Origin of the sequence: Streptomyces monashensis, assembly GCF_001866665.1 — a bacterium.
GTDB lineage: Bacteria > Actinomycetota > Actinomycetes > Streptomycetales > Streptomycetaceae > Streptomyces > Streptomyces monashensis.
Genome location: NZ_MLYO01000027.1, coordinates 15,509 through 40,356 on the forward strand (window position 1 = coordinate 15,509; position 24,848 = coordinate 40,356).

Here is a 24,848-nt window from a genome sequence, read left to right on the forward strand (position 1 = left end):
CCTGACTTCACGGGCGGTGATGGCGGCCGGTTCAGTCGATACGCGACAAAAGCGGGCAAATGCGTAATGATCTGCTTATGCCATGGAGCGCCCGCAAACGTGGCCGGACAGCCGATACGGATCGCTCCGTGCGCCGTGTCTCTGGTGAAGGGACCGTGTCGGCCTCGGACGAGGAGCTGATCCGCACTCTGTACGCCGAGCACGCGGGGCCCCTGTTCCACTACGTGCTGCGCCTGACGTCAGGAGACCGGCAGTGGGCCGAGGATGTCGTACAGGAGACGCTGCTGCGGGCGTGGCGGCACCCCACCGCGTTCGAACCCCGCCGCGGTTCCGCCCGGGCCTGGCTGTTCACGGTCGCCCGGCACCTGGTCATCGACGCCCACCGGGCCCGGCTGGCCAGGCCGGCGGAGACCGGCGGCGACGCCCTGGACCGGGTCGCCGAGCAGACGGCGGGCGAGGACCGGATCGAGCAGGCACTGCAGAGCTGGGCGGTGGCCGACGCCGTCCGGACGCTGTCTGCGGACCACCGCGCCGTACTGGTCGAGACGTACTACCGGGGCCGGACCATGGCGGAGGCGGCGGAGGTGCTGGGCGTCCCGCTGGGCACCGTCAAGTCGCGGACGTACTACGCCCTGCACGCCCTCCGGCTCGCGTTGCAGGAACGGGGCATCGAGCCATGACCGAGGCACGGAGGAGGCGCCGGTCGTGAACGCGGACCACGACGCTCTGCGGATGGCGCTCGGAGGGTACGTCCTGGGTGCGCTGTCCCCGGCCGAAACGGAACAGGTGCGCGCCCATCTGGCGACGTGCGACGCGTGCCGGGCGGAGTACGAGCAGCTGGCCGGACTGCCGGCCCTGCTCGCGACGGTCACGGCGGCCGAGGCGGCGGGCCCGGCCGTGCCCGCGGGCGACGAGGAGCCGGCCGACCGTCTGGTACGGCGGGCGGCCGAGGGCGCGTGGGGCGCGCCGCGGGCGCCGTCCGGCCCGGCGCCCCGGGCTCCTGGGGCGGGGCCGCTCGACGGGATGCTTCAGCGGGCCGCGGCCGGGCGCCGCAGGACCGTGCGGTGGCAGCTGGCGGGCGCGGCCGCCTCCCTGGTGCTGGTCGCCGCGGCGGCGGCCGGCGCCACCTGGCTGGCGGTCGGCGCATCCGTGACGAGCCAGGGCAACCCGCCCGGGCCTGTCGCGTCGGCTCCGTCGCGCACCTTCTCCGGAAGCGACTCCACCACCGGAGTCACCGCCTCGGTGGAGGTCTTCCCCTCGGCCTGGGGCAGTGTCCTGCAGGTCTCGGCCCACGGCGCGCCGGCCGGCATGATCTGCCGGTTGCAGGCGGTCGGGTCCGGCGGGGCCAGGGCGGACGCCGCCACCTGGCGGGCCGGCGCCTACCCGGCCGGAACGAAGATCCCGGGAGCGGTCCCCATGGCGCCGGGAGCCATCGAGCACTTCGAGATCGTCGCCGGCAACGGCCGGAAACTGGTCACGATCCGGGCGTAAAAGGTGTGAATCGCTCGAACCGTATGCCACTCGCCGTGCGTATTACGGGATGAGCGCTCATCCACAGGTTCCGCACCCACACAGAAGAGCCGGAAGACCATGTCTGTGACCGATTCCGGGCGCACCAGCCCAGGGCCCTGCTCCCAGCGGGCGACGCTGACCCTGCCCGCACGGGAGGCACACGTCTCCGCCGCGCGTCACTTCACGGCGGATCTGCTGGACTGCTGGAGCGTGCCCGAGAGCGAGCGCGACTCCGCCGTCCTCATCGTCGACGAACTCACCGCCAACGCCGCCCGGTACGGCCGCGAGTGCATGACGTTGGTGCTCGTCCTCGACCGTGGCGCCCTGTCCATCGTGGTCAGCGACTCGGGCACCGCGGTGGAGCACGCTCCGCACGACGTCGCCCCGGACGAACACGGCCGCGGCACCGGCATCGTCACGTGCCTCGCGCAGTCGACCGAGATCCACCAGACACGCAGCGGCCGGGAGGTCCGCGCCTGCCTGCGCTGCCCGGCGTGACCGCCCCCGGGAGTCTCCTAGAGCAACCCCGCCGCCGCCAGGAACTTGCCGACCTTCTCCGTCTCCTCGCCGGACAGCGGCACCTGCGGCTCGGCCGTCACCGGGCAGTCGATGATCCCGCGCAGCCGCAGCGCCGCCTTGAACGCGCCCAGCGCCGAGGAACCCCCGCCCATCCGGGCCGGGTCACCGACCCCGACCAGCCCGAACAGCGCGCACAGCCGCTCCTGTTCGGCCCGCGCCCCCGCCCAGTCGCCCGCCCGGCACAGCCGGTACAGCCGGACGTACCCGTGCGGGTCGACGTTGCCGAGCCCCGGCACACAGCCGTCGGCGCCGAGCGCCAGCGCGGAGTCCACGATCAGCTCGGAGCCGGTCAGGACGCTGAACCCGGCGTGCGCGCGGGCGCCCGTGACGACCTCGCGGAAGGCGCCCAGGTCCCCGCTGGAGTCCTTGAGCCCGGCCAGCACCCCGTCGGCGGCCAGCTCCAGCACCAGATCGGCGGGCAGCTTGGTGTGCACCGCCATCGGGATGTCGTACGCGATGACGGGCACCGCGCTCACCGCCGCGAGCCGCCGGTAGTGGTGGACGATCTCCGCGGGGTGGGTGCGGGTGTAGAAGGGCGCGGTGACGACCACCGCCTGGGCCCCGGCCGCCGTCACCGCCGTGACGTGGTCCAGGACGCGGGGCGTGGTCATGTCGATCGCCCCGGCGATGACGGGCAGTTGGCCGCCCACGTGCCCGACGACCGCCGACACGACCTGCCGCCGCTGCCGGTCCGTCAGAAAGGCCGCCTCGGAGGTGGACCCGAGCAGGAACAGCCCGTGCACCCCGCCCTCCACCAGATGGTCCACCAGCCGGAGCAGCGAGGGCACGTCCACCTCGCGCTCCGGTGTCAGGGGCGTGCAGACGGGCGGGACGACACCGGTGAGCGGGACGGGGAACGTCATTCAGGGCTCCTGTGGCAGGCTCTGTCGGGCCAGGTCGCTGGTCGGCCGGTCCTCCTCCACAGGATGGTGGCAGCGGTAGCGGTGTCCGGGCCGTGACGCGGCCGAGACGTCCGGCATCGACTCCGCGCACACCGCGTCCGCCTTCCAGCACCGGGTGCGGAACGGACAGCCGCTCGGCGGCCGGGTGGCCGACGGCACCGGCCCGGTCAGCGGGATCGGGTCCACGGGATCCAGCAGCCCGGGCGTGGCCGAGAACAGCGCGCGGGTGTACGGGTGCCGGGCCGCGTCGGTCACCCGGTCGGCCGGGGTCTCCTCCACGATCCGGCCCAGGTACATGGTGATCACCCGGTCGCTCATCCGCCGTACCGTCTGGATGTCGTGCGAGACGAACACCAGCGCGAGCCCGAGCCGTTCCCTGAGATCCAGCAGAAGATTGAGGATCTGTGCGCGCACCGACACGTCGAGCGCGCTGGTCGGCTCGTCGGCGACGACCAGCGCCGGGTCCAGGGCGAGCGCGCGGGCGATGGCGACGCGCTGGCGCTGACCGCCGGAGAGCTGCCCGGGCAGGGCGTCGGCGAGCGCCCGGGGCAGGCCCACCAGCCCCATCAACTCCCGTACCCGATCCTCCCGTTGGGCCCGGCTGCCGCGCGCGTGGACGTCCAGCGGGTCGCGCAGGATCCGGCGCACCGGCAGCCGCCGGTTCAGCGCGGTCGACGGGTCCTGGAAGATCATGCCGACGCCCGCGCCGACCGTGGCCCGCCGCTCCCCGGCCGGCATCGCCCACAGGTCCCGCCCCCGGAACGCCACCGTCCCCGAGGTCGGCCGCTCCACCCCGACCAGGACCTTCGCCAGCGTCGACTTCCCGCACCCCGACTCGCCGACCACCCCGACCGTCTCGCCGGCCGCCACGGACAGATCGGCGCCGGTCAGGGCGTACACCCGGGCGCGGGCGACCAGCCCGCCGCCGCGCGCCCTGTGGACGACATGGGCGTCCCGTACGTCGATGATCGTCGGCCTCACTGGAGCGCCTCCTCCACGGGTTCCACGGGCACGGCGGGGTGATGGCAGGCGGCCGTGTGCGTGGCCGTACCGGCGAGGACCGGCGCGTGCGCGTGGCACACCTCGCTCGCGCGCGGGCACCGGTCGGCGAAGCGGCAGCCCGCCGGGAAGTCGGCGGGGGCGGGTACGACTCCCTTGATCTGCGTCATCCGTTCCTCGGCCGACTCCAGCGACAGCACGCTGCCGAGCAGCCCGCGCGTGTAGTGGTGGGCCGGCGCCGCCACCAGGTCGGCGGTCACCCCGCTCTCCACGATCTGACCGCCGTACATCACCACCACCCGGTCGGTGACGTCGGCGACCAGCGCGAGGTCGTGCGAGACCAGGACCAGCGCGAAGCCGAGCTCCTCGCGCAGCCGCAGCAGCAGCTCCATCACCTGGGCCTGCACGGTGACGTCGAGCGCGGTCGTCGGCTCGTCGGCGACGATCAGCGCCGGCTCGCGGGACAGGGCCATGGCGATCAGCACGCGCTGGCGCTGCCCGCCGGACAGCTCGTGCGGATGGCTGCGCAGGGTGCGCTCCGGGTCCAGTCCGACCAGCTCCAGCAGCTCGGCCGGGCTGCGACGGCCCCCGCGCCGCACCAGTTGCCCCAGCTGGGCGCGGATCGTCATGGCGGGGTTCAGCGAGGACAGGGCGTCCTGGTAGACCATCGCCATCTCGTGCCCGAGCAGCCGCCGCCGCACCCGCATCGGCTCGGCGAGCAGATCGCGCTGCCGGAAGCGGACGTGCCCCCGCACCCGGGCCTCCCTCGGCTGGAGCCCCATGACCGTGAGCGCGGTCAGCGACTTGCCGCAGCCCGACTCGCCGACCAGGCCCAGCGCTTCACCGGGGTACACCTCGAAGCCGACCCCGGCGACGATGTCCACGCCCCGGTGCCGGTCCGGGAAGCCGACGGCGAGGTTCTCCACGGCGAGCACCGACTGCCCGCTCCGGTCGGGCCGGGGCCGGGCGCGGGCACGCAGCCGCCGCGCGGCCCGGGAGAGCCCCGGCAGCGGGAGGACGTCACCAGGTACCGCCCTCTCCAACTGGTCCTCGGACGCCGTCACTTCACGGGCGGCCGGCGCGGCCCACGCGTCCGACACCCCCTCGGAGAGGATGTTCAGCGACAGCACGGTGAGCAGGATCAGCAGCCCGGGGAAGACGGTCGCCCACCAGCCGCCGGTCAGCACCATGTTCTTGCCGTCGGCGATGACACTGCCCCAGGACGGATCCGGCGGCCGCACACCCGCCCCGATGAACGACAGCGACGCCTCGAACACGATCGCCTCGGCGACCTGGACCGTGCAGAAGACGAGGACGGGCGCGGCACAGTTGACGGCCACGTGCCGCAGCACGATGTGCGGGGTACGGGCCCCGATGACCCGCTCGGCGGTGACGTAGTCCTCCCCGTACTGGTCGAGCACGTTGGCGCGTACGACCCGGGCGACGGGCGGTGTGAAGAGGAACGCGACCGCGCAGATCAGCACCCCGATCCCGCCGCCGAACACCGCGACGAGGACGGCCGCGAGCGCGATGCCGGGGAACGCCATGACGACGTCCAGGCAGCGCATCAGCGTCTCGTCGACCGCCTTGCGGGAGGTGGCCGCGACCGCCCCGACGACGGCACCGACGACCAGTGCGAGCCCCGTCGCCCCCAGCCCGATCGCCAGCGACCAGCGGGCGCCGTACATCAGCCGGCTCAGGATGTCCCGGCCGAGGCTGTCCTGCCCGAGCCAGTGCGCGGCCGACGGATGCCCGCTGCCGCCGACCGGGTCCTGCTGGTCGAGCGGGTCGTCGGGCGCGAGGAGCGGCGCGAACACGGCGACCAGGATCACGATCGCCAGGAAGCAGACGGCGAGTCTCGACGGCAGCGGCAGCCGGCGCCAGCCGCGCAGCCGGACGCCGCCGGGCCGGGTGAGCCGTTCGACGAGGCCGGCGCGGGTGCTCATCAGACCGCCCTCAGACGTGGGTTGACCAGCAGATACAGGATGTCGATGACGAGGTTCACGACGACGAACCCGGTGGCCGTGGTGAGGACGACCCCCTGCACCACCGCCGGATCCCCGTTCTGTACGGCGTCGATCATCAGCTTGCCCATGCCGGGCAGCGAGAAGATCGTCTCGATGACGACGGCACCGCCGAGCAGATAGCCGACCCGCAGCCCGAGCACGGTGAGCGGATTGACGAGGGCGTTGCGCAGCACGTTCCGCCCCACCACGACGAGGGGCGGCAGCCCGCTCCCGATCGCCGTCCGGACGTAGTCCTTGTCCAGCTCCTCCACGACGGACGTCCGCACGATCCGGACGAGCTGGGCGGCGACCGGCAGCGAGAGCGCGAAGGCGGGCAGCGCCATCGTCCTCAGCCAACCGGTCGGCGAATCGGCCGGGTTGACGTATCCGCCGGTCGGGAACCAGCCCCGGTCCACCGCCAGGTACTGGATCATCAGCAGCGCCAGCCAGAACCCGGGCGCGGCGACCCCGACGAGCGAGACGACCCGGATGACCTGATCCGGCGCCCGGTCCCGCCAGACGGCGGCCGTGACGCCACCCGCCAGCGCCAGCACCACGGCGATGCCGAGGCCGAGGAAGGTCAGCTGGAGCGTGAGCGGCAGCGCGGTGGTGACCTGGTCGACGACGGGCGCGCGGGTCAGGGCGCTGGTGCCGAGGTCGCCGTGCAGCAGATCGGCGACGAAGTGGACGTACCGCACCGGCAGCGGATCCAGCAGACCGCTGCGCTCCCGGAAGTCGTGCAGCTGCTGCGGGGTCGGGTTCGCGCCCTGGAAGAACGCGGACGCCGGATCGACGTCGGAGAACCGCATCACCAGGAACACGAACAGCACGATCCCGAGCAGCAGCGGCACCAGCAGGGCGATACGGCGGAGCAGGATCCGTACGACGGCCGTCATGCCGTCAGACCCACGCGGCCCGGAGCACGTTGATCCCGGGATACGGCTGGGCCCTTATCCCGGTGAGCTTGCGCGGATCCCACGCCGTCATCAGTTCGTTGTGGACGACGGGATACAACACGGCCTGCTCGGCGACGACGTCGAGGTAGTCCTGGACGAGCGCCTTCTTCTTCGCCGGATCGGACTCCCTGGTCGCCCGGTCCATATCGGCGAAGAGCTGTTTCGCGACGGGATTCCCGGCCCACCGCGTATACCCCATCCACAGATTCCGCGGCCCGTAGTTGTAATGCATGATCAGGTCGGCGTCGAGCCCGAACTGATTGGGATTGGAGGCCGCCGCCACCACCTGGTAGTCCTGCTTCTGGTCCATCTTGGTGAACACGGCCGTGGTCTCCTGCGGCGCCAGTGTCGTCTCGACGCCGACCGCGTCCCAGGAGGACTTGATGGTCGGCAGGCAGTCCACGATCCAACTGACGTTCACGGCAAGGATGTTGATCTTCAGCCCGCTGACCCCGGCGGCTCTCAGCAGCGCCTTCGCCCTCTCGGGGTCGTGGTCGTAGACGGTCTTCGCCCGCCGATAGGCCGGATTGCCCTCGTCGAGGAAGGAAGAGGCGGGCTTCCCGTGCCCCCGGAGGGCGACCCGCACCATCTTCTGCCGGTCGATGGCGTAGTGCAGCGCCTGCCGCACCCGCACGTCGTCGAACGGCTTGTGCGCGGTGTTGAACATCAGGAAGAGGTTGTTCATCCCGGCCCCGCCCGAGACCGTCAGCCCGCCCTGCCGCAGCCGCGCGATGTTGGCGTACGGGATGTTGTCGGCGATCTGCGCGCCGGCGTCGGACCCGGAGATCTTCGCGACGCGCGGCGCCGCGTCGACGATCGTCAGCCAGTTCATCCGCTTGAAGGCGGCCGGCCGCGGCCCGTTGTACGCGGCGAACGCCTCGAACGCCGTGTTCGACTTCGGATGGTGCGCACTCTGCCGGTACGGCCCCGACCCCACGGCCAGCCCCGTGATCGCCTTGTCCCATCCGCCGGGCCGGGAGAACACGTGCCTCGGCATGATCTTGGCGAGGGTGAGCCGCGAAAGCCCGTCCGGGAAGGGGAACTTGAGGACGAGCTCGACGGTGCGGTCGTCCACCTTCCGGACGCCCTCCAGCCAGCTCTCGAAGAACCCCTTGGCGAGGGTCGGGGTCTTCGGGTCCAGGATCCGGTCGAAGACGAACACGACGTCGTCGGCGGTGACGGGCTCGCCGTCGTGGAAGACGGCCCCTCTTCGCAGGCTGAACCTCCAGGTGGTGGCGCCGGGATCCGCGGGCACCCCGGTGCCGAGCGCGGGATACGGCACCCGGGTGATCGGATCGGTGTCCAGCAGCCCCTCGTAGACATGGTTGTTGGCGGCCATCGAGAAGGCCGACGCCGTCTGTGTCGGATCCCAGCTGCCGTCGTTGCCGTACCCGATCACGGCGGTCAGCGTCCGGTCCTTCCCGCTGCCGCCGCCCCCGGTGTCGTTCGTGGACTGCGGCCCGCCCGAGCAGGCGGCGAGCGTGGACGGCAGGGCGGCGGCCAGCCCGAGCGCGCCGGCACCTTTCAGAAGGGACCGGCGGCGCGGGGCCGGCAGGTCGCGGGTCACGTCGTCACGCACGGAGCCTCCAGCGAGGTCGGGGAGGTGAGAGAGGAGGTACGACGTCCTACGTCCGGTTCGGTCAGCGTGACCATAAAAGGGGCTTCAGGGGCGGTCAAGGGGGCGCACGCGAATGGCGTAGCCGGCGAGTGGCCGGGCCGAAGTGGGGTCGGGTGAGGGCGGGGAGTCGAGCGGTCGCCGCCCAACGGGCGCTCAGTGGGCGGCATTTGCCGGTCATGGGCGCCCGCCGCCTGTCCTGCCGCCCTGCCACCCGCGCCTGCGCGGCGAGGTCTGCGTCAGGACAGAGCCCAGATCCTGGCCTGCTTGCCGATCGGGCCCATGTGGTCGAGGAGGTGCTGGATGTCGTCGGGATCCGACGTGAACACCCTGGCCCCGAGCTGTGCGGCGAGTACTGCGACCGTGCCGTCCACCGGGTCCGGCACCTCGGCTCGGCCCACGAGTTCGCCGACGCCACGCGCGAGCCGGTGATCCGTCGGCGGAATGTCGCATCCGCTGAGAAGGCGGGCGAGCTGCACGTGGCGGGCGCCGTCGCGCCAGGCCTGGGAGACGACGGGCGCGGGGACGAGAGGGACGCCACCGGCGGTCAGGTAGGAGTGGGGGGCTCGCCAGAAGGCCGCGTGGTTCCGCTCGGCGGCGATCAGCGCCCCGGCGTCGTACAGGAACGGCTTCAAGGTGCTCATGCGGCACCTCGCCCGGCGTGGTCCGAGTCGGCGGGGTGAAGGGCGTCTTCTGTGACGGAATCCACCCATACCCGGAGTCTTACTGGCCGGAGCGGGTGCGTGCCAGGCATATCGGCTGTTTTCATCCAGGCGGGCGGTCGCGTCTTCCCCGTACGCGAGAATGGACCCCATGAGCCTGTTCCGCGACGACGGCATCGTGCTGCGCACCCAGAAGCTGGGTGAGGCGGACCGGATCATCACGTTGCTCACGCGTGGTCACGGTCGGGTACGCGCCGTAGCGCGCGGGGTGCGGCGGACGAAGTCGAAGTTCGGGGCCCGGCTGGAGCCCTTCTCCCACGTCGACGTGCAGTTCTTCGCGCGCGGGAGCGAGCTGGTCGGGCGCGGGCTGCCGCTGTGCACGCAGAGTGAGACCATCGCGGCGTACGGCGGCGGGATCGTGACCGACTACGCCCGCTACACTGCCGGGACGGCCATGCTGGAGACGGCCGAGCGGTTCACCGATCATGAGGGGGAGCCGGCGGTGCAGCAGTACCTGCTGCTCGTCGGTGCGCTGAGGACGCTCGCGCGCGGGGAGCACGCGCCGCATCTCGTCCTCGACGCCTTTCTGCTGCGCTCCCTCGCCGTCAACGGGTACGCGCCCAGCTTCGGCGACTGTGCGAAGTGCGGAATGCCCGGACCCAACCGGTTCTTCTCCGTGGCCTCCGGCGGCTCCGTCTGCGCCGACTGCCGGGTGCCCGGCAGCGTCGTACCCTCGCCGCAGGCCCTGGTTCTCCTGGGGGCCCTGCTTACGGGAGACTGGGAGACGGCGGACACGTGCGAGGCGCGGTACGTCCGCGAGGGCAGTGGGCTGGTGTCGGCCTATCTGCACTGGCATCTGGAGCGCGGGCTGCGCTCGCTGCGGTACGTGGAAAAGACCTAGCGGTAGTAGGGAGACGAGAAGCACATGGTCGTACGCGGGATCCTGGGGCGTCAGCGTCGCGAGTACCAGGCGCCGGAGCCACACCCGTCGGGGGCCCGCGCGCCGAAGCTCCCCGGCGAGCTGGTGCCGAACCACGTGGCCATCGTCATGGACGGCAACGGGCGCTGGGCGAAGGAGCGCGGGCTGCCCCGGACGGAGGGCCACAAGGTCGGCGCCGAGCGGGTGCTCGACGTGCTGCAGGGCTCCATCGAGGTCGGTGTGCGCAACATCTCCCTGTACGCCTTCTCGACCGAGAACTGGAAGCGCTCGCCCGACGAGGTCCGCTTCCTGATGAACTTCAACCGTGACTTCATCCGCAAGACCCGCGACCAGCTCGACGCGCTCGGCATCCGGGTGCGCTGGGTGGGCCGGATGCCCAGGCTGTGGAAGTCGGTCGCCAAGGAGCTCCAGGTCGCCCAGGAGCAGACCAAGGACAACGACCTGCTGACGCTGTACTTCTGCATGAACTACGGCGGCCGTGCCGAACTCGCCGACGCCGCCAAGGCGTTGGCCGAGGACGTGAAGGCCGGGCGGCTCGATCCGGGCAAGGTCAACGAGAAGACCATCCAGAAGTACCTGTACTACCCCGACATGCCGGACGTGGACCTGTTCCTGCGCCCGAGCGGTGAGCAGCGCACCTCCAACTACCTGCTCTGGCAGAGCGCGTACGCCGAGATGGTCTTCCAGGACGTGCTGTGGCCGGACTTCGACCGGCGCGACCTGTGGCGGGCCTGTATGGAGTTCGCCTCCCGCGACCGGCGCTTCGGCGGCGCCGTGCCGAACGAGGAACTGCTGGCCATGGAAGCCGCGATGCGGGGCGGTCCGGCCACCTCGTAGCCACCGCCGGTTCCCCCGGGCTGCCGAGGGTGACGACTCATGAGACGTACGACTCCCGTCCTCTCCGTCCTCGCCCTCGGCGCCCTGCTGCTCACTGCGCCGTCCGCCCGGGCCGGCGCCGACGGGCCCGCGAGCCGCGACAGTTACGGCACGAAGGCGCCGTACTCCCCCACGCTCGGCTTCGCTCGCGCGGGGGGATCCCCATCGGAACAGGACCCGCACACGTACGAGCGGCCCCCGGCCGGCTTCGAGCCGGTCTTCACCGAGAACGTCTTCCGGCAGGTCGAGGCGAAGCGGGCCGGCACCAGCGACCTCGGCGCCGAAGTGCGCTTCACCCACGCCGAGGAGATCATCCCGCCGGCCGCGCTGATGCGGCTGCCGGGCAGCGCGACGCCCGCGACGCCGGGACGGCCGTACACCTACGCCGACAACCAACCCCTGGCGGGGCGCGGACGTGGCTCCCCTCGGCGCGAACATCCAGTGGGACGTGTACGAGAAGGACGGCCGCTGTCTCGTGCGCATGCTCTACGACGAGCGGGAGACGCCCTTCAGGACCGGCTGCCGGCCGATCGAGAGGGGCAGCGCCTACTACGACCTGGACGAACTGCAGCGGTGCTTCGGCCGCGACTGGCTAGGACGCGCCGCCCGCGCAGTCCGCGCACGTGCCGAAGATCTCCACCGTGTGCGCCACGTTGACGTAACCGTGCTCCGCCGCGATCGCCTCGGCCCACTTCTCCACGGCCGGGCCCTCGACCTCCACGGCCTTGCCGCAGGCGCGGCACACGAGGTGGTGGTGGTGCTCGCCGGTCGAGCAGCGGCGGTAGACGGACTCGCCGTCGGAGGTGCGCAGGACGTCGACCTCGCCGGCGTCGGCGAGGGACTGGAGGGTGCGGTACACCGTGGTCAGCCCGACCGAGTCGCCCTTGTGCTTGAGCATGTCGTGCAGTTCCTGCGCGCTGCGGAACTCGTCCACCTCGTTCAGGGCCGCCGACACGGCTGCCCGCTGTCGGGTCGCGCGGCCCTTCACGGGCGGTCCAGCGGTCGTCACCGGTTGCCTCCTCCGTCTCGCCTGTGCCCGGGCCATTGTGCCAGCCCGGGCTGTCGGCAGTCAGACGCCGACCTCGTCCCCGGCCTCTCTCGTGGCCGGAACCGAGCACTCCGCCGGGTCCCCGGCGGGCCCGGCCTGGGCCGCCGCGCGGGCGCGTCGCCGGGCCAGCGGGGTGGCCAGCGCGGTCAGCGCGACGAACGCGGCGATGGTCAGCAGAACGATCGTCGCACCGGGCGGGACGTCCTGGTAGTAGGAGGTGATCGTGCCGCTGACGGTCACGGCGATGCCGATCGCGACGGCGATCACGAACGTGGCGGTGAAACTGCGGGTGAGCTGCTGGGCCGCCGCCACCGGCACGACCATCAGCGCGGACACCAGCAGCAGTCCGACCACGCGCATGGCGACGGTCACCGTCACCGCGGCCGTCACCGCCGTCAGGAGGTTGAGCGCGCGCACCGGCAGGCCGGTGACCCGGGCGAACTCCTCGTCCTGGCTGACCGCGAACAGCTGGCGGCGCAGACCGAGGGTGACCAGCACCACGAACGCGGCCAGCAGGCAGATCGAGACGACGTCCGACTGCGACACCGTGGACAGCGAGCCGAACAGGTACGACGTCAGGTTCGCGTTGGAGCCGCCCGGCGCGAGGTTGATGAACATCACGCCGCCGGCCATGCCGCCGTAGAAGAGCATGGCGAGGGCGATGTCGCCGCGCGTCCTGCCGTACCAGCGGATCAGTTCCATCAGGACCGCGCCGAGGACCGAGACGGCCGTCGCCATCCACACGGGGGACGTCGACAGCAGGAAGCCCAGTCCCACTCCCGTCATCGCCACATGGCCGATGCCGTCGCCCATCAGGGCCTGGCGGCGCTGGACCAGGTAGATGCCGACGGCGGGGGCGGTGATGCCGACCAGGACGGCGGCGAGCAGGGCCCGCTGCATGAAGGCGTAGTTCAGGAAGTCCATCAGCTCAGCAGTCCCGTGTGGATCGACTCGTGGGGGTGGACGTGGTCGTGGCCGGGCAGGGCGTGCTGGCCGACCGCCTGCGGCGGCGGGCCGTCGTGCAGGACGCAGCCGTCGCGCAGGACCACCGCGCGGTCGATCAGCGGCTCCAGCGGCCCGAGTTCGTGCAGCACGAGGAGGACCGTGGCGCCCGCCGCCACCTGTTCCCTCAGGGTGCGGGCGAGGATCTCCTGGCTGGCCAGGTCGACGCCCGCCATCGGCTCGTCCATGATCAGCAGCTCGGGTTCGGCGACGAGCGCGCGGGCGATCAGCACGCGCTGGTGCTGGCCGCCGGAGAGGGCGTTCACCGAGTCCTTGGCGCGGTCGGCCATCCCGACCGCCGCCAGGGCCCGCTGCACGGCCTCCCGGTCGGCGCGGCGGAAGACGCCGAAGCGGGTGCGGGAGAGCCGCCCGGAGGAGACGATCTCGGTCACCGTGGCGGGGACGCCGCCTGCGGCCGTCGTGCGCTGCGGTACGTAGCCCACGCGCGACCAGGCGCGGAACGAGCGGCGCGGGGTGCCGAACAGCTCGATCGTGCCGCCGCTCGCCGGCACCTGGCCGATGACCGTGCGGATCGCGGTGGACTTGCCGGAGCCGTTCGCGCCGAGCAGGGCGACGACCTCGCCGCGGCCGACGGTGAGGTCGATGCCGCGCAGCACGGGACGGGCGCCGAGTTCGGCGGTCACCCCGCGCAGGGCTATGACGGGCTCGCTGGGCTCACTGGTCATGTGGTCTCCCGTACCGGTCACTTGGCGCCCAGCGCCTGCTGGAGGGCCTTGAGGTTGGCCTCCTGGACGGAGAAGTAGTCCTTGCCGCGGGACTTGGCGGTGATGCCCTCGATGGGGTCCAGCACGTCGGTCCGCAGACCGGCGTCGCCCGCGATCGTCTTGGCGGTCTTGTCGCTGACGAGCGTCTCGTAGAAGACGGTGGAGACGCCGTCGGCCCTGGCCATCTGCTCCAGGTCCTTCACGCGCGCGGCGCTGGGCTCGGAGTCGGGGTCGAGGCCGGTGATGGACTCCTCGGTCAGGCCGTAGCGCTCGGCGAGGTAGCCGAAGGCGGCGTGCGTGGTGATGAAGACCTTGGTCTTCGTGTCGGCCAGGCCGTCCTTGAACTGCCTGTCCAGGCCGGTCAGCTTCGTGACCAGCGTGGCGGTGTTCTTCTCGTAGTCGGCCGCGTGCTTCGGGTCGGCCTTCTCGAAGGCCTTGCCGACTCCCTGGGCGACCTGGGCGTAGCGCACCGGGTCGAGCCAGATGTGCGGGTCGAGGCCGGCCAGCTCCTCGTTCTTGGAGGCGTCGTGGGAGGCCGCGTGGCCGCCGACCTCGTTGCCGTGCTTCTCCAGCGTGGTCAGGGCGGCCGCGTCGACCTTGGTCTTCACCGGGGACTGGGCCACCGCGTCGTCGACGGAGGGCTGGAGGTTCTTCAGGTACAGCACCGCGTCGGAGTCCTGGAGCAGCGCGATCTGCTTGGGGCTGATCTCCAGGTCGTGGGGTTCCTGGCCGGGGGAGGTGAGACTGGTGACGTGCACATGCTTGCCACCGATCTGCTCGGCCAGGAAGGCCATGGGATAGAAGGACGCGACGACGTCGAACTTTCCGGTGCCCGCCGCCTCCGCCTTGTCACCGGAGCAGGCGGAGAGAGTGCCGATACCGAGGGCGGTGACCGCGGTGAGCGCGGCGGTGGGTATGAGGCGTCGTCGTGCGTTCATGACAGTCATTTTCAACAAACATGGAAACCGTTGTCAACAAGCCTGGTCAGCGGTACCGATTTGATTGAGGGGGAGCCCCCGCCGGTACCCTGAATCATTCGCAAGCAAGCTGGATGCATCTCGCTCCACCGCCCGTCGTCGTAATCGTCATGAAGAGAGCACCGTGGCCGCCGACAAGATCGACACCATCGTCAGCCTGAGCAAGCGCCGTGGCTTCGTTTTCCCGTGCAGTGAGATCTACGGCGGACAGCGCGCCGCCTGGGACTACGGACCGCTGGGTGTCGAGCTCAAGGAGAACATCAAGCGCCAGTGGTGGCGCTACATGGTGACGTCGCGCGAGGACGTGGTCGGTATCGACTCGTCCGTCATCCTGGCCCCCGAGGTCTGGGTCGCGTCCGGCCACGTCGCCACCTTCACGGACCCGCTGACCGAGTGCACCTCCTGCCACAAGCGGTTCCGCGCCGACCACCTGGAAGAGGCGTACGAGGAGAAGAAGGGCCACGCCCCGGCGAACGGCCTCGCGGACATCAACTGCCCGAACTGCGGCAACAAGGGCCAGTTCACCGAGCCCAAGCAGTTCTCGGGTCTGCTCTCCACCCACCTCGGTCCCACCCAGGACTCCGGCTCGGTCGCGTACCTGCGCCCCGAGACCGCCCAGGGCATCTTCACCAACTTCGCCCAAGTGCAGACCGCCTCGCGCAAGAAGCCCCCGTTCGGCATCGCCCAGATGGGCAAGTCCTTCCGCAACGAGATCACGCCCGGCAACTTCATCTTCCGCACCCGCGAGTTCGAGCAGATGGAGATGGAGTTCTTCGTCAAGCCGGGCGAGGACGAGAAGTGGCAGGAGTACTGGATGGAGCAGCGCTGGAACTGGTACACGGGCCTCGGCCTGCGTACCGAGAACATGCGCTGGTACGAGCACCCGAAGGAGAAGCTCTCCCACTACTCCAAGCGCACCGCCGACATCGAGTACCGCTTCCAGTTCGGCGGCAGCGAGTGGGGCGAGCTGGAGGGCGTCGCCAACCGCACCGACTACGACCTCGGCGCCCACTCCAAGGCCTCCGGCCAGGACCTGGTCTACTACGACCAGGAGGCCCAGGAGCGCTGGACCCCGTACGTCATCGAGCCCGCGGCCGGTGTCGGCCGCACCATGCTGGCCTTCCTGCTCGACGCCTACGTCGAGGACGAGGCGCCGAACGCCAAGGGCAAGATGGAGAAGCGCACGGTGCTGCGCCTGGACCACCGCCTCGCCCCGGTGAAGGTGGCCGTCCTCCCGCTCTCCCGCAACCCCGAGCTGTCCCCGAAGGCCAAGGGCCTCGCCCAGGCGCTGCGGCAGAACTGGAACATCGAGTTCGACGACGCCGGCGCCATCGGCCGCCGCTACCGCCGCCAGGACGAGATCGGCACGCCGTACTGCGTGACCGTCGACTTCGACACCCTCGAGGACAACGCCGTCACCGTGCGTGAGCGTGACTCGATGAAGCAGGAGCGCGTGTCGCTGGACCAGATCGAGGGCTACCTGGCGCAGCGTCTCATCGGCGCCTAGTCACACCACCGCGAAGCCGGGCGGGCCGATCACTTCGGCCCGCCCGGCTTTCGCATGTCCCGGGTGCGTCAACGCCCCTGCGACGCCTTCACGTTGTCCCCGAACGTCCAGTTCTTCGAGCCGTCCCAGTTGATCGACCGGTCCATGGCCCTTGAGCGAGCCGCCGTAGTGCTGTCAGGCCTGGGAGACGAGTGACGGTGCCAGGTAGCCGCCGCCCGCGCCGGGCTGCGCGGGCGGGCCCGGGACCTGCCTGTCGTGGGGTCCGCCTCCGCATGGGAGGTCTGGACCATTCTCCCCGGTGACTGACGAAGATGGAATGACAGATATTGAAATCTGTCATCCGTCATGGCAGAGTGGACGGCATGACGATGCGAACCCGAAACCTCGGAACCACCGGCCCGACCGTCTCCGCCCTCGGCCTCGGCTGCATGGGCATGTCCGCGCTCTACGGCGAAGCCGACCGCGCGGAGTCCGTCGCGACCGTCCACGCCGCCCTGGACGCGGGCGTCACGCTGCTCGACACCGGCGACTTCTACGCCATGGGGCACAACGAGATGCTGATCGGCGAGGCCCTGCGCACCGCCCCGGCCGCCCTGCGCGCGAAGGCCCTGACCAGCGTGAAGTTCGGCGCCCTGCGCGACCCGGAGGGCAACTGGAGCGGGTACGACGGCCGCCCGGCCGCCGTGAAGAACTTCGCGGCCTACTCCCTCCAGCGCCTCGGCGTCGACCACATCGACGTCTACCGGATCGCCCGCCTCGACCCGGACGTGCCGATCGAGGAGACCGTCGGCGCGATCGCGGAACTGATCGAGAAGGGCTACGTCCGGCACATCGGCCTCAGCGAGGTCGGCGCCGAGACCATTCGCCGGGCCGCCGCCACCGCCCCGATCGCCGACCTCCAGATCGAGTACTCGCTGATCAGCCGGGGCATCGAGCGGGAGATCCTGCCGACCGTCCGCGAGCTGGGCATCGCGATCACGGCGTACGGCGTGCTGTCCCGCGGCCTGATCTCCGGCCACTTCAGCCGCGACCGGCAGCTCGCCCCGACCGACTTCCGCGCCCACTCGCCCCGCTTCCAGGGCGAGAACCTCCAGCACAACCTGAACCTGGTCGAGGCACTGCGCAAGATCGCCGAGCAGAAGGGCGCGACGGTCGCGCAGACCGCCATCGCCTGGGTCCTCTCCCGCGGGGACGACATCGTCCCGCTGGTCGGCGCCCGCACTCGCGAGCGGCTCACCGAGTCGCTCGGCGCGCTGGACGTCACCCTGGACGCGGCCGACCTGGCGGCGATCGAGGAGGCCGTGCCGGCGGACGCGGCGGCCGGCGACCGCTACCCGTCCGCGCAGATGACGACGCTCGACAGCGAGCGCTGACCCGGCGGCCGGACCAGGCCCATGACGTACGGTCTATGACATGACACCGCCCACCGGGACCCTGACCGCCGAGCGCATCCTCGAAGCGACCGAGGAGGTGCTGCGCCGGCACGGCCCGGCCAAGGCCACCGTGGTCGACGTGGCCCGCGCGCTCGGTGTCAGCCACGGCAGTGTCTACCGCCACTTCCGCACCAAGGCGGCACTGCGCGAGGCGGTCACCAAGCGCTGGCTGGACCGCACGTCCCAGCGGCTGGCCGGCATCGTCTCCATGGCCGGCAGCCCCGAGGAGCGGCTGCGGGCCTGGCTCGCGGCGCTGTTCGACGCCAAGCGGCACAAGGCGGGCGACGACCCCGAGCTGTTCGCGACGTACACGGTGCTGACCGACGAGAACGTCGCGGCGGTCGCCGAGCACATCGAGGAACTGACCGGGCAGTTGACCCGGATCATCGAGGCAGGGGCCGAGGCGGGCACCTTCGCGGTACCCGACCCGGCCCCTGTGGCCCGCGCCGTCTTCCAGGCCACCGGCCGCTTCCACGACCCCTGTTACGCCCGGGACTGGACCAGCCCCGGAATCGACGAGGAGTTCACGGCGGTGGTGGACCTGTTGGTGAGGGGACTCAGCTCACCTTCACAGTGACGGTCGGGGAGACGGCCTTGCCGGCCTTGTTCGCGCTCACGACCCGCAGCGTGTGTGTGCCCTTGGGCAGTTTGGCGGTCATGGCGTAGGAGTTGTTCCTCTTGACCACCGTGGTCGGGGTCAGCTTGGTCCACTTGCCGTTCACCTCGTGCTGGAGCGCCAGCGGGCTGCCGACCTTGAGGCCCGTGGTGCGTCCGGCGAGCCTCACCGACTGGCCGGCCGTCACCGACGACTTGTTGGCCGTGAGGGTGATCGAGGCCTTGGCCATGGGGCTGACCGTGGGCTTCGGCTTGCCGGTCATGTGCATGGTGGGCGTGGGGGTCGGCTTCTCGTTCGCGGCGAAGGCCGCGGCCGTACCGGCCGACAGCAGGGCGACGGAGAGAGTGCCGGCGGCGAGCGCTCGGGCGCAGCGGCTCCGGGTGAAGCTCATGTGGGTCTCCTGGTTTCGAGGGAGTTCCCCCCTGTCGCGAGCGGGCCTCGCGGGGCCCGCTCGCCAGTCCAGGCTCGCCCGAGTGCGGCGGGGCGGCACGTCGAGCAGGCCGCGGCAGCCGTTGAAACGTCTATTGATTTCCGTAAAGCCGCAGGTTGGACAACGTTTTCCCAATCCTCTCCGTTACCTGTTTTTTACCCTTGGTGACTGTTCGCCGGGTCGACCGTCGCCTGGTGGGCCTCGGCCAGGTGCTCCTCCGCCTTCAGCCACGGCAGGAACTGCGCGCTTCTGCGCCAGCCGCAGGTGTCGCATCTGATCAGCCGCTGCACGCCCGTGCGCTCCACACGCACGACGTGCTCCCGGCCGTGCCGGTCCCAGCGGCTGACCTTGCTCGTGGTGTTGTCCCGTGCCATCCCTGCCTCCGTCTCCGCGTGCCCGCAGGGAGTGTGCAGCAGAATCAACATCAACAGGGAGTTGTTCACGGTCGGTTGGGCGAGTCGTGGCCGGGACTCAGCCGATCTCGCGCGGCAGCCGCAGGCTGAGCAGGCCTGTCAGCACGATCCCGGCCAACTGCACCAGCAACGCGACGACCAGCGCCTCCCGCATGCCCACGCGCGGTACGAGGGTGAGGAACAGCGTGCCCAGCGTGGCGACGCCGAGGGCGAGCGCGGACTGCTGGGTGGTGACCATCACGCCGCTGCCGACCCCGGCCCGGGCCGGCGGCACCTCGGACAGCACCAGCCGCATGACATTGGGGAGTTGGAGCGCCTGCCCGGCCCCGGCGACGGCCGCGCCCGGCAGCATCGCGACGAGGCCGACGTGCGGCCAGTCCCGCCAGGCGGCCAGCATCAGCAGCAGGATGCCCACGCCCTGGACGACCGCACCGGCGGTGACCACGCGGGTGCCGTAGCGGGCGATCAGCCGGGGGCCGGCGAGGGAGGTGAGCAGAAACGCCACGGCCATCGGCGCGAGCGCGAGCCCGGCCGGCACCGGGGAGAGCCCGGCGCCCTGCTGCAGCGCCAGCGCGATCACGAACATGAAGCCGCTGAAGCCGATCGAGAACGGCACGATCAGCAGCAGACCGCGCCGCAGCGAGGCCAGCGCCAGCAGGCTCGGCGGCACCAGCGGGGTCCGCCCCGCCCGGTCGGCCCGCCGCTCCACGGCCCAGAACGCACCGGCGGCGAACGGGAACACGGCCAGCGACAGCCACGTCCACAGCGGCCAGCCCGCCGCCCGGCCCTCGGTCAGCGGCGCGAGCAGCGTCAGCAGGGACAGCGCGAGCAGGACGGTGCCGGGGCCGTCGACGGGCTCGGGGTGCGCCGAGCGGGTCTCGGGCACGAACCGTACGGCGAGGAGCAGACCCGCCACGACCACGGGCACGTTGACGAGGAACACGGCCCGCCAGCCGGTCCCGGCGATGTCGGCGGCGACGAGCACCCCGCCGAGTATCTGCCCGGCCACCATGGCCAGTCCGGCCGTCGCGCCGTACAGGCTCATGGCCCGCGCCCGGTGTGCGCCGCGCGTGGTGGCCTGGATGGTGGCGAGCACCTGCGGCAGCATCGCGGCGGCCGCGGCGCCCTGCGCGACCCGCGCCGCGACCAGGCTCCACGCGTCCGGTGCGAGCCCGCAGGCCAGCGAGGTCAGCCCGAACGCGGCCATCCCGGCGAGGAACAGCCGCCGCCGGCCGAACAGGTCCCCGAGGCGCCCGCCGAGCACGAGCAGCACGGCGTACGCGACGCCGTACCCGGCGACGACCAGCTCCAACACCGCCTCGCTCGCGGCGAGATCGGTGCGGATGGTCGGCAGGGCGACGTTGACGATGAAGAAGTCGATCAGCGGCAGTGCCGCGGCCAGCAGTACGGTGAACAGCCCGGGTCCGCCGAGTGCGGGCGGCGCGGCCGTCGTGTGGACGGCCCGGGTGGAGACGACGGTTTCGCTCATGCCCTCGACCCTGTGCCCTCGCCCAGACGGGTACCAGAGTGTGTTCATCCTGGTAGAAGAAATACCTGGCAACAGGATCGGCCGGGCGGCACCCTGGAGCCATGACGACCATGGCCGAGGAAGGCGCGGCGCGGTCCCCCCGGGGCGCGGAGATCCGGCGGCACGAGCTGGCCGCGTTCCTGCGCAACCGCCGCGAGCGCATCACCCCCGAGCAGGTGGGCCTGCCCCGCGGGGCCCGGCGGCGTACGCCCGGACTGCGCCGGGAGGAGGTCGCGCACCTCTCCGCGGTCGGCGTCACCTGGTACACGTGGCTCGAACAGGCCCGCAACATCCAGGTCTCCGTGCAGGTCCTGGACGCCCTGGCCCGCACGCTGATGCTGGACGCCAGTGAGCGCGCCCATCTGTTCCGGCTGGCCGGTGCCACCGATCCGACGCCCGCCGCGAGCTGCCCGAGCGTCACCCCGGCCCTGCGCGAGATGCTGCGCCGGCTGGAGCCGCTCCCGGCCTGCATCCAGAACAGCCGGTACGACATCCTCGCCTACAACCGCCCCTACGGCCGCCTCCTCGGCGACCTGGACGCGATCGCGCCCGAGGACCGCAACTGCATGATCCTCGTCTACACCAACAAGGAGTGGCAGGAGGCGGTCGTCCACCTGGAGGAGACCCAGCGGGTGATGGCCGCCCGGCTGCGCGCCTCCCTCGCCGGTCACCTGGGCGAGCCGGCCTGGAAGATGCTCCTCAAGCGCCTGGAGACGGCGTCCCCCGCGTTCCGCGAGCACTGGGAGCGTTACGAGGTGGTCGGCGCCCGCGCGAAGACCAAGGAGTACCGCAACCCCTACGTCGGCCACCTCAGGCTGGTGCACACGGACCTGTGGCTGGGTCCCGAGGCGGGCGCCCGCATGGTGATGTACACGGCGAAGGACGAGGAGACCCGGGGGCGGCTGGAGAGGCTGTACGAGATGTCCTGCGAGCCGTTGCCGGCCGTCGGCGGGCCGCTCCCGTAGGCCTCTGAGCGGGTCCGGCGAAGTCCGGGCGGTCCGGCAGCGCCCCGAAGGGCGCGGAGCTCCGTCGACATGCGGCTCCGCCGCGTGGGCGTGACCGGCCACGACGGACCCGCGGATGACCGACGGCACATCGCGGCACCTCCAGCGGAGCGCTCAGGCGCTGCCCACCGGCTGGCGGATCTCCGGTGCCTGGAGGCTCTGAGCCGTGCGGGTCGCCGTCGCGCGGGCCCACCGGCCGCTGGTGAGCAGGCCGAGGACCAGGACGGCCAGTCCGCACCCCGTGAGGATCCACCAGCCGGGACGGGCCGCCGGGACGAAGGCCTGGGGGTGCGAGGACGAGCCGATGCCGGAGGCCAGGACGGCGCCGATCACCGCGACGCCGAGGGTCTGGCCCAGCTGCCTGCTGGTGGAGGCGACGGCGGCGGCGACCCCGGCCTGGGCGCGCGGCATGCCCGACACGGCCGTGTTGGTGATCGGCGCGTTCACGAAGCCGAAGCCGATGCCGAACAGGGCGTAGCAGAACAGGCGGTTGGTGTTCGAGGTCTCCGCGTCGAAGGCCGCGAACAGGACGCCGCTCGCCGTCATCGCCGTACCGGCGATCAGGAGCGGGAGGCGGGGGCCGCGGCTGCCGACGAGGCGGCCGGACAGGGGCGCGCACAGGAAGGTGGGCGCCGCCATCGGGAGCATCCACAGGCCCGCGTGCAGGGCGTCCAGGCCGCGGACGTTCTGGAGGTACAGCGTCGAGAGGAACAGGAAGCCGCCGAGCGCCGCGAACGCGCTGATCGCGATCACGGTGGCCCCGCTGAACGGTGCCGAGCGGAAGAAGCGCAGGTCGATGAGGGGTTCGTCGCGGCGGGGCTCGTACCACAGCAGGGCCAGCAGGGCCACGACGGCGACGGCCGCGAAGGGGGCGACGACGGACGCGGTGGAGTCCGGCGCCTCGATGATCGCGTACGTCAGCGAGCCGAACAGGGCGATGACCAGGAGCTGGCCGACCGGGTCGGGGCGGCGGGCCTTCGGGGCGCGGGACTCGGGGACGAAGCGGAGCGTGAGCAGGAGGGCGACGAGGCCGACCGGGAGGTTGATCCAGAAGATCGCGCGCCAGCTCACCGACTGCACCAGCAGCCCGCCGACCAGCGGACCGGCCGCCATGGATATGCCGACCACCGCACCCCACACGCCGATCGCGCGGGCGCGCTCACGGGCGTCGGTGAAGGTGTTGGTGATGATCGACATGGCGACCGGGTTCAGCATGGAGCCGCCGACCGCCTGCACCATGCGGAACACGATCAGCAGGGAGAGGTTCGGCGCGAGCGAGCAGAGCACGGAGCCGACGGTGAACACCAGCAGGCCGGTCATGAAGACCTTCTTGCGGCCGATCCGGTCGGCCGTCGAGCCCGCGAGCATCAGCAGCGAGGCGAGCACCAGGGTGTAGGCGTCGATCGTCCACTGGAGACCGGAGGTCGAGGCGTGCAGATCGCGCTGCATGGAGGGCAGCGCCACGTTCAGGACGGTGTTGTCGAGACTCACGATGAGCAGGCTCATGCAGCAGATCGCGAGCACGAGCAGACGGCGGCGAGGGCTCAGCTCGGGCATGAACCTCACTGTACGCTCATTTCAATAGTGCGTCTAACTAATGACTGCTACATGATCTTTGCCGAGGGCAGCCGCAGGCCGAGCCACCCCAGCCCCAGCAGCCCCGCCGCCTGCACCGCCAGCACCACCGCCAGCGCCTCCCGCATCCCCAGCCCCGGCACGAGGGACAGGAACAGCGAACCCAGCGTCGCGACCCCCACGGCCAGGCACGACTGCTGCAGCGTGGCCGCCAGTCCGCTGCCCGCGCCCGCCAGCCGCGCCGGTATCGCGGCCAGCAGGATCCGGTAGTAGAGCGGGAGCTGGAGGCCCTGCCCGATGCCGCACAGGGCCAGACCGGGGGAGAGGGCGAGCGGGCTCAGGTGCGGCCAGGGGCCCAGCAGGGCGGTCGCCACCACCGTCGCCAGACCGATGATGTGGACCACGGCCGCGAGCGTCACCGCCCGCCCGCCGAGCCGCCGTACCGCACGCGGCGCCAGCATCGACGCGGCGAACTGCGTCACCCCCATCGGCACCAGCGTCAGCCCCGCCGTCAACGCCCCGTACCCCAGGCCCTGCTGGAGCGTCACCGCGCTCACGAACATCCAGCCCGCGAAGCCGACGAACACCGGCACACCGAGCAGCAGCCCCCGCCGCACCCCGGGGGAGGTGAGGAGCGACGGCGGCAGCAGGGGGCCGGCGCCGGCCCGCTCGGCGCGCCGCTCCACGCGGTGGAAGAGCGCCGCGAACACCGGCGCCGCGACCAGCAGCAGGACCGACCACAGCGGCCAGCCCGTCGCCCGGCCCTCGGTCAGCGGCAGCAGCAGCGCGATCAGCGCCGCCGCCAGCAGCGCGGTACCGGCGAGATCCGTGTGCGCCGGGCGCTCCGCCCGGCTGTCGGGCACCGACCGCAGCGCGCAGACCAGGGCGGCCAGCGCCACCGGCACGTTCACCAGGAACACCGCGCGCCAGCCGGTGCCCGCCGGGTCGGCCGCCACCAGCACCCCGCCCAGCACCTGCCCGAGCACGACGGACACCCCGCCGACCGAGCCGTACAGTGCGACCGCGCGGGCCCGCCGCTCGCCGGACGTCGTCGCGTGCAGCGTCGCCAGCACCTGGGGCAGCAGCGCCGCCGACGCCGCCCCCTGTGCCACCCGCGCCGCCACCAGCCACCACGCGCCCGGCGCGAGCCCGCAGGCCAGCGAGGTCAGCCCGAAGCCGGCCACGCCCCACAGGAACATCCGCCGCCGGCCGAAGGCGTCCCCGAGCCGGCCGCCGAGCACGAGCAGCACCGCGTACGCCACCGCGTACCCGGCCACCACCATCTCCAGCGTGGCCGGCGGCGCGTGCAGATCGCGTTCGATCGTCGGCAGGGCGACGTTGACGATGAAGAAGTCGATCATCGGCAGCGCGGTGCCGAGGAGCAGGGTGAACAGGCCCAGGGGCGTCAGCGCCCGGGGCCCCGCGGTCGTCGTGGGAGAGGTCGTCGTGGTCACGACCCGACTCTGCGCCCGCGCCCAGCCGGGTACCAGGCGGTGCTCATCCGGGTACCGGCACCACCTGGCACCGGGGTGCGCGGCCACGG

24 protein-coding genes and 2 pseudogenes are annotated in these 24,848 nt (G+C 71.8%); 10 read left to right on the forward strand and 16 right to left on the reverse strand.

Translation table 11 applies throughout. From position 1 onward, the window contains the following. The first annotated feature begins 155 nt into the window (after positions 1 to 155). The 3 genes from BIV23_RS16895 (at position 156) to BIV23_RS16905 (ending at position 2,010) form a co-directional block, all read left to right on the forward strand. Positions 156 to 680 (forward strand): sigma-70 family RNA polymerase sigma factor, encoded by a 525-nt coding sequence (locus BIV23_RS16895; protein ID WP_107471187.1) that lies wholly within the window; start codon positions 156 to 158, stop codon positions 678 to 680. Positions 681 to 705: 25 nt separating this feature from the next. After that, the gene (locus BIV23_RS16900; protein ID WP_071381693.1) at positions 706 to 1,491 is read left to right on the forward strand and encodes an anti-sigma factor family protein; all 786 of its coding nucleotides are present in this window, start codon (positions 706 to 708) and stop codon (positions 1,489 to 1,491) included. 99 nt (positions 1,492 to 1,590) lie between these two features. Then, entirely contained in the window at positions 1,591 to 2,010 is a 420-nt protein-coding gene (locus tag BIV23_RS16905) for an ATP-binding protein (RefSeq protein ID WP_079173203.1), read from the forward strand. A 17-nt stretch (positions 2,011 to 2,027) separates the two neighbouring features. Here BIV23_RS16905 and BIV23_RS16910 read toward each other — a convergent pair whose 3' ends face one another. The 6 genes from BIV23_RS16910 to BIV23_RS16935 all read right to left on the reverse strand — a co-directional run bounded on the left by BIV23_RS16910 (position 2,028) and on the right by BIV23_RS16935 (position 9,213). Then, on the reverse strand, positions 2,028 to 2,954 hold the full coding sequence (locus tag BIV23_RS16910) for a dihydrodipicolinate synthase family protein (protein WP_071381695.1): 927 nt from the start codon (positions 2,952 to 2,954) through the stop codon (positions 2,028 to 2,030). Next, entirely contained in the window at positions 2,955 to 3,974 is a 1,020-nt protein-coding gene (locus BIV23_RS16915) for an oligopeptide/dipeptide ABC transporter ATP-binding protein (protein WP_245790551.1), read from the reverse strand. Beyond that, the gene (locus BIV23_RS16920; RefSeq protein WP_071381696.1) at positions 3,971 to 5,938 is read right to left on the reverse strand and encodes a dipeptide/oligopeptide/nickel ABC transporter permease/ATP-binding protein; all 1,968 of its coding nucleotides are present in this window, start codon (positions 5,936 to 5,938) and stop codon (positions 3,971 to 3,973) included. The genes BIV23_RS16915 and BIV23_RS16920 overlap by 4 nt, the downstream gene beginning before the upstream one ends. Next, positions 5,938 to 6,894 carry an ABC transporter permease gene (locus BIV23_RS16925; RefSeq protein ID WP_071381697.1) on the reverse strand — a complete coding sequence of 319 codons (957 nt, stop codon included), beginning with the start codon at positions 6,892 to 6,894 and terminating at the stop codon, positions 5,938 to 5,940. The genes BIV23_RS16920 and BIV23_RS16925 overlap by 1 nt, the downstream gene beginning before the upstream one ends. A 4-nt stretch (positions 6,895 to 6,898) precedes the next feature. After that, positions 6,899 to 8,533 carry an ABC transporter substrate-binding protein gene (locus BIV23_RS16930; protein WP_071381698.1) on the reverse strand — a complete coding sequence of 545 codons (1,635 nt, stop codon included), beginning with the start codon at positions 8,531 to 8,533 and terminating at the stop codon, positions 6,899 to 6,901. A 275-nt stretch (positions 8,534 to 8,808) separates the two neighbouring features. After that, positions 8,809 to 9,213, reverse strand: coding sequence for a PIN domain-containing protein (locus BIV23_RS16935; protein WP_079173204.1), 405 nt, complete (start codon positions 9,211 to 9,213; stop codon positions 8,809 to 8,811). A gap of 169 nt (positions 9,214 to 9,382) precedes the next feature. Here BIV23_RS16935 and recO point away from each other — a divergent pair, with 169 nt between their 5' ends. The 3 genes and pseudogenes from recO to BIV23_RS53930 all read left to right on the forward strand — a co-directional run. Further along, positions 9,383 to 10,132, forward strand: a complete 750-nt coding sequence (gene recO / locus BIV23_RS16940) for a DNA repair protein RecO (protein WP_071381699.1) — start codon at positions 9,383 to 9,385, stop codon at positions 10,130 to 10,132. Between the two features lie 24 nt (positions 10,133 to 10,156). Further along, positions 10,157 to 11,008: an isoprenyl transferase gene (locus BIV23_RS16945; protein WP_071381700.1), complete on the forward strand. Its 852-nt coding sequence runs from the start codon at positions 10,157 to 10,159 to the stop codon at positions 11,006 to 11,008. Positions 11,009 to 11,281: 273 nt separating this feature from the next. Then, a pseudogene (locus BIV23_RS53930) lies at positions 11,282 to 11,633 on the forward strand (histidine-type phosphatase); the annotation flags it as partial. Between the two features lie 6 nt (positions 11,634 to 11,639). Here the strand turns inward: BIV23_RS53930 and BIV23_RS16955 are convergent. From BIV23_RS16955 to BIV23_RS16970, 4 genes are read right to left on the reverse strand one after another with little or no spacing between them, the layout of a single operon-like run. Continuing rightward, complete coding sequence (locus BIV23_RS16955; protein ID WP_071381702.1) at positions 11,640 to 12,056, reverse strand: Fur family transcriptional regulator; 417 nt, start codon at positions 12,054 to 12,056, stop codon at positions 11,640 to 11,642. A gap of 60 nt (positions 12,057 to 12,116) precedes the next feature. Then, positions 12,117 to 13,019, reverse strand: coding sequence for a metal ABC transporter permease (locus BIV23_RS16960; protein WP_071381703.1), 903 nt, complete (start codon positions 13,017 to 13,019; stop codon positions 12,117 to 12,119). Then, positions 13,019 to 13,783 carry a metal ABC transporter ATP-binding protein gene (locus BIV23_RS16965; RefSeq protein ID WP_071381704.1) on the reverse strand — a complete coding sequence of 255 codons (765 nt, stop codon included), beginning with the start codon at positions 13,781 to 13,783 and terminating at the stop codon, positions 13,019 to 13,021. Before BIV23_RS16965 ends, BIV23_RS16960 begins: the two co-directional genes overlap by 1 nt. A gap of 17 nt (positions 13,784 to 13,800) precedes the next feature. Further along, positions 13,801 to 14,760, reverse strand: coding sequence for a metal ABC transporter substrate-binding protein (locus tag BIV23_RS16970; protein WP_071381705.1), 960 nt, complete (start codon positions 14,758 to 14,760; stop codon positions 13,801 to 13,803). A 163-nt stretch (positions 14,761 to 14,923) separates the two neighbouring features. Here BIV23_RS16970 and BIV23_RS16975 point away from each other — a divergent pair, with 163 nt between their 5' ends. Continuing rightward, on the forward strand, positions 14,924 to 16,306 hold the full coding sequence (locus tag BIV23_RS16975) for a glycine--tRNA ligase (protein ID WP_071381706.1): 1,383 nt from the start codon (positions 14,924 to 14,926) through the stop codon (positions 16,304 to 16,306). A gap of 68 nt (positions 16,307 to 16,374) precedes the next feature. Here the strand turns inward: BIV23_RS16975 and BIV23_RS51890 are convergent. Beyond that, positions 16,375 to 16,567, reverse strand: a pseudogene (locus BIV23_RS51890) (chitinase); the annotation flags it as partial. Between the two features lie 101 nt (positions 16,568 to 16,668). Here BIV23_RS51890 and BIV23_RS16980 point away from each other — a divergent pair. Next, complete coding sequence (locus BIV23_RS16980; RefSeq protein WP_071381789.1) at positions 16,669 to 17,679, forward strand: aldo/keto reductase; 1,011 nt, start codon at positions 16,669 to 16,671, stop codon at positions 17,677 to 17,679. A gap of 40 nt (positions 17,680 to 17,719) precedes the next feature. After that, complete coding sequence (locus tag BIV23_RS16985; RefSeq protein WP_071381707.1) at positions 17,720 to 18,316, forward strand: TetR family transcriptional regulator; 597 nt, start codon at positions 17,720 to 17,722, stop codon at positions 18,314 to 18,316. Here the strand turns inward: BIV23_RS16985 and BIV23_RS16990 are convergent. The 3 genes from BIV23_RS16990 to BIV23_RS17000 all read right to left on the reverse strand — a co-directional run bounded on the left by BIV23_RS16990 (position 18,297) and on the right by BIV23_RS17000 (position 20,687). Then, positions 18,297 to 18,746, reverse strand: coding sequence for a hypothetical protein (locus tag BIV23_RS16990; RefSeq protein WP_071381708.1), 450 nt, complete (start codon positions 18,744 to 18,746; stop codon positions 18,297 to 18,299). The genes BIV23_RS16985 and BIV23_RS16990 overlap by 20 nt on opposite strands. Before the next feature lie 194 nt (positions 18,747 to 18,940). Beyond that, complete coding sequence (locus BIV23_RS16995) at positions 18,941 to 19,159, reverse strand: hypothetical protein (RefSeq protein ID WP_071381709.1); 219 nt, start codon at positions 19,157 to 19,159, stop codon at positions 18,941 to 18,943. A gap of 97 nt (positions 19,160 to 19,256) precedes the next feature. After that, positions 19,257 to 20,687, reverse strand: coding sequence for an MFS transporter (locus tag BIV23_RS17000; protein ID WP_071381710.1), 1,431 nt, complete (start codon positions 20,685 to 20,687; stop codon positions 19,257 to 19,259). A gap of 101 nt (positions 20,688 to 20,788) precedes the next feature. Here BIV23_RS17000 and BIV23_RS17005 point away from each other — a divergent pair, with 101 nt between their 5' ends. Then, a complete protein-coding gene (locus BIV23_RS17005; RefSeq protein WP_071381711.1) occupies positions 20,789 to 21,691 on the forward strand; it encodes a helix-turn-helix transcriptional regulator in 903 nt (300 codons plus the stop codon). 153 nt (positions 21,692 to 21,844) lie between these two features. Here BIV23_RS17005 and BIV23_RS17010 read toward each other — a convergent pair whose 3' ends face one another. Together BIV23_RS17010 and BIV23_RS17015 are read right to left on the reverse strand one after the other, a co-directional pair. Next, complete coding sequence (locus tag BIV23_RS17010; protein ID WP_071381712.1) at positions 21,845 to 23,287, reverse strand: MFS transporter; 1,443 nt, start codon at positions 23,285 to 23,287, stop codon at positions 21,845 to 21,847. A 47-nt stretch (positions 23,288 to 23,334) separates the two neighbouring features. Then, positions 23,335 to 24,759 carry an MFS transporter gene (locus tag BIV23_RS17015; RefSeq protein ID WP_071381713.1) on the reverse strand — a complete coding sequence of 475 codons (1,425 nt, stop codon included), beginning with the start codon at positions 24,757 to 24,759 and terminating at the stop codon, positions 23,335 to 23,337. Positions 24,760 to 24,848 lie beyond the last annotated feature (89 nt).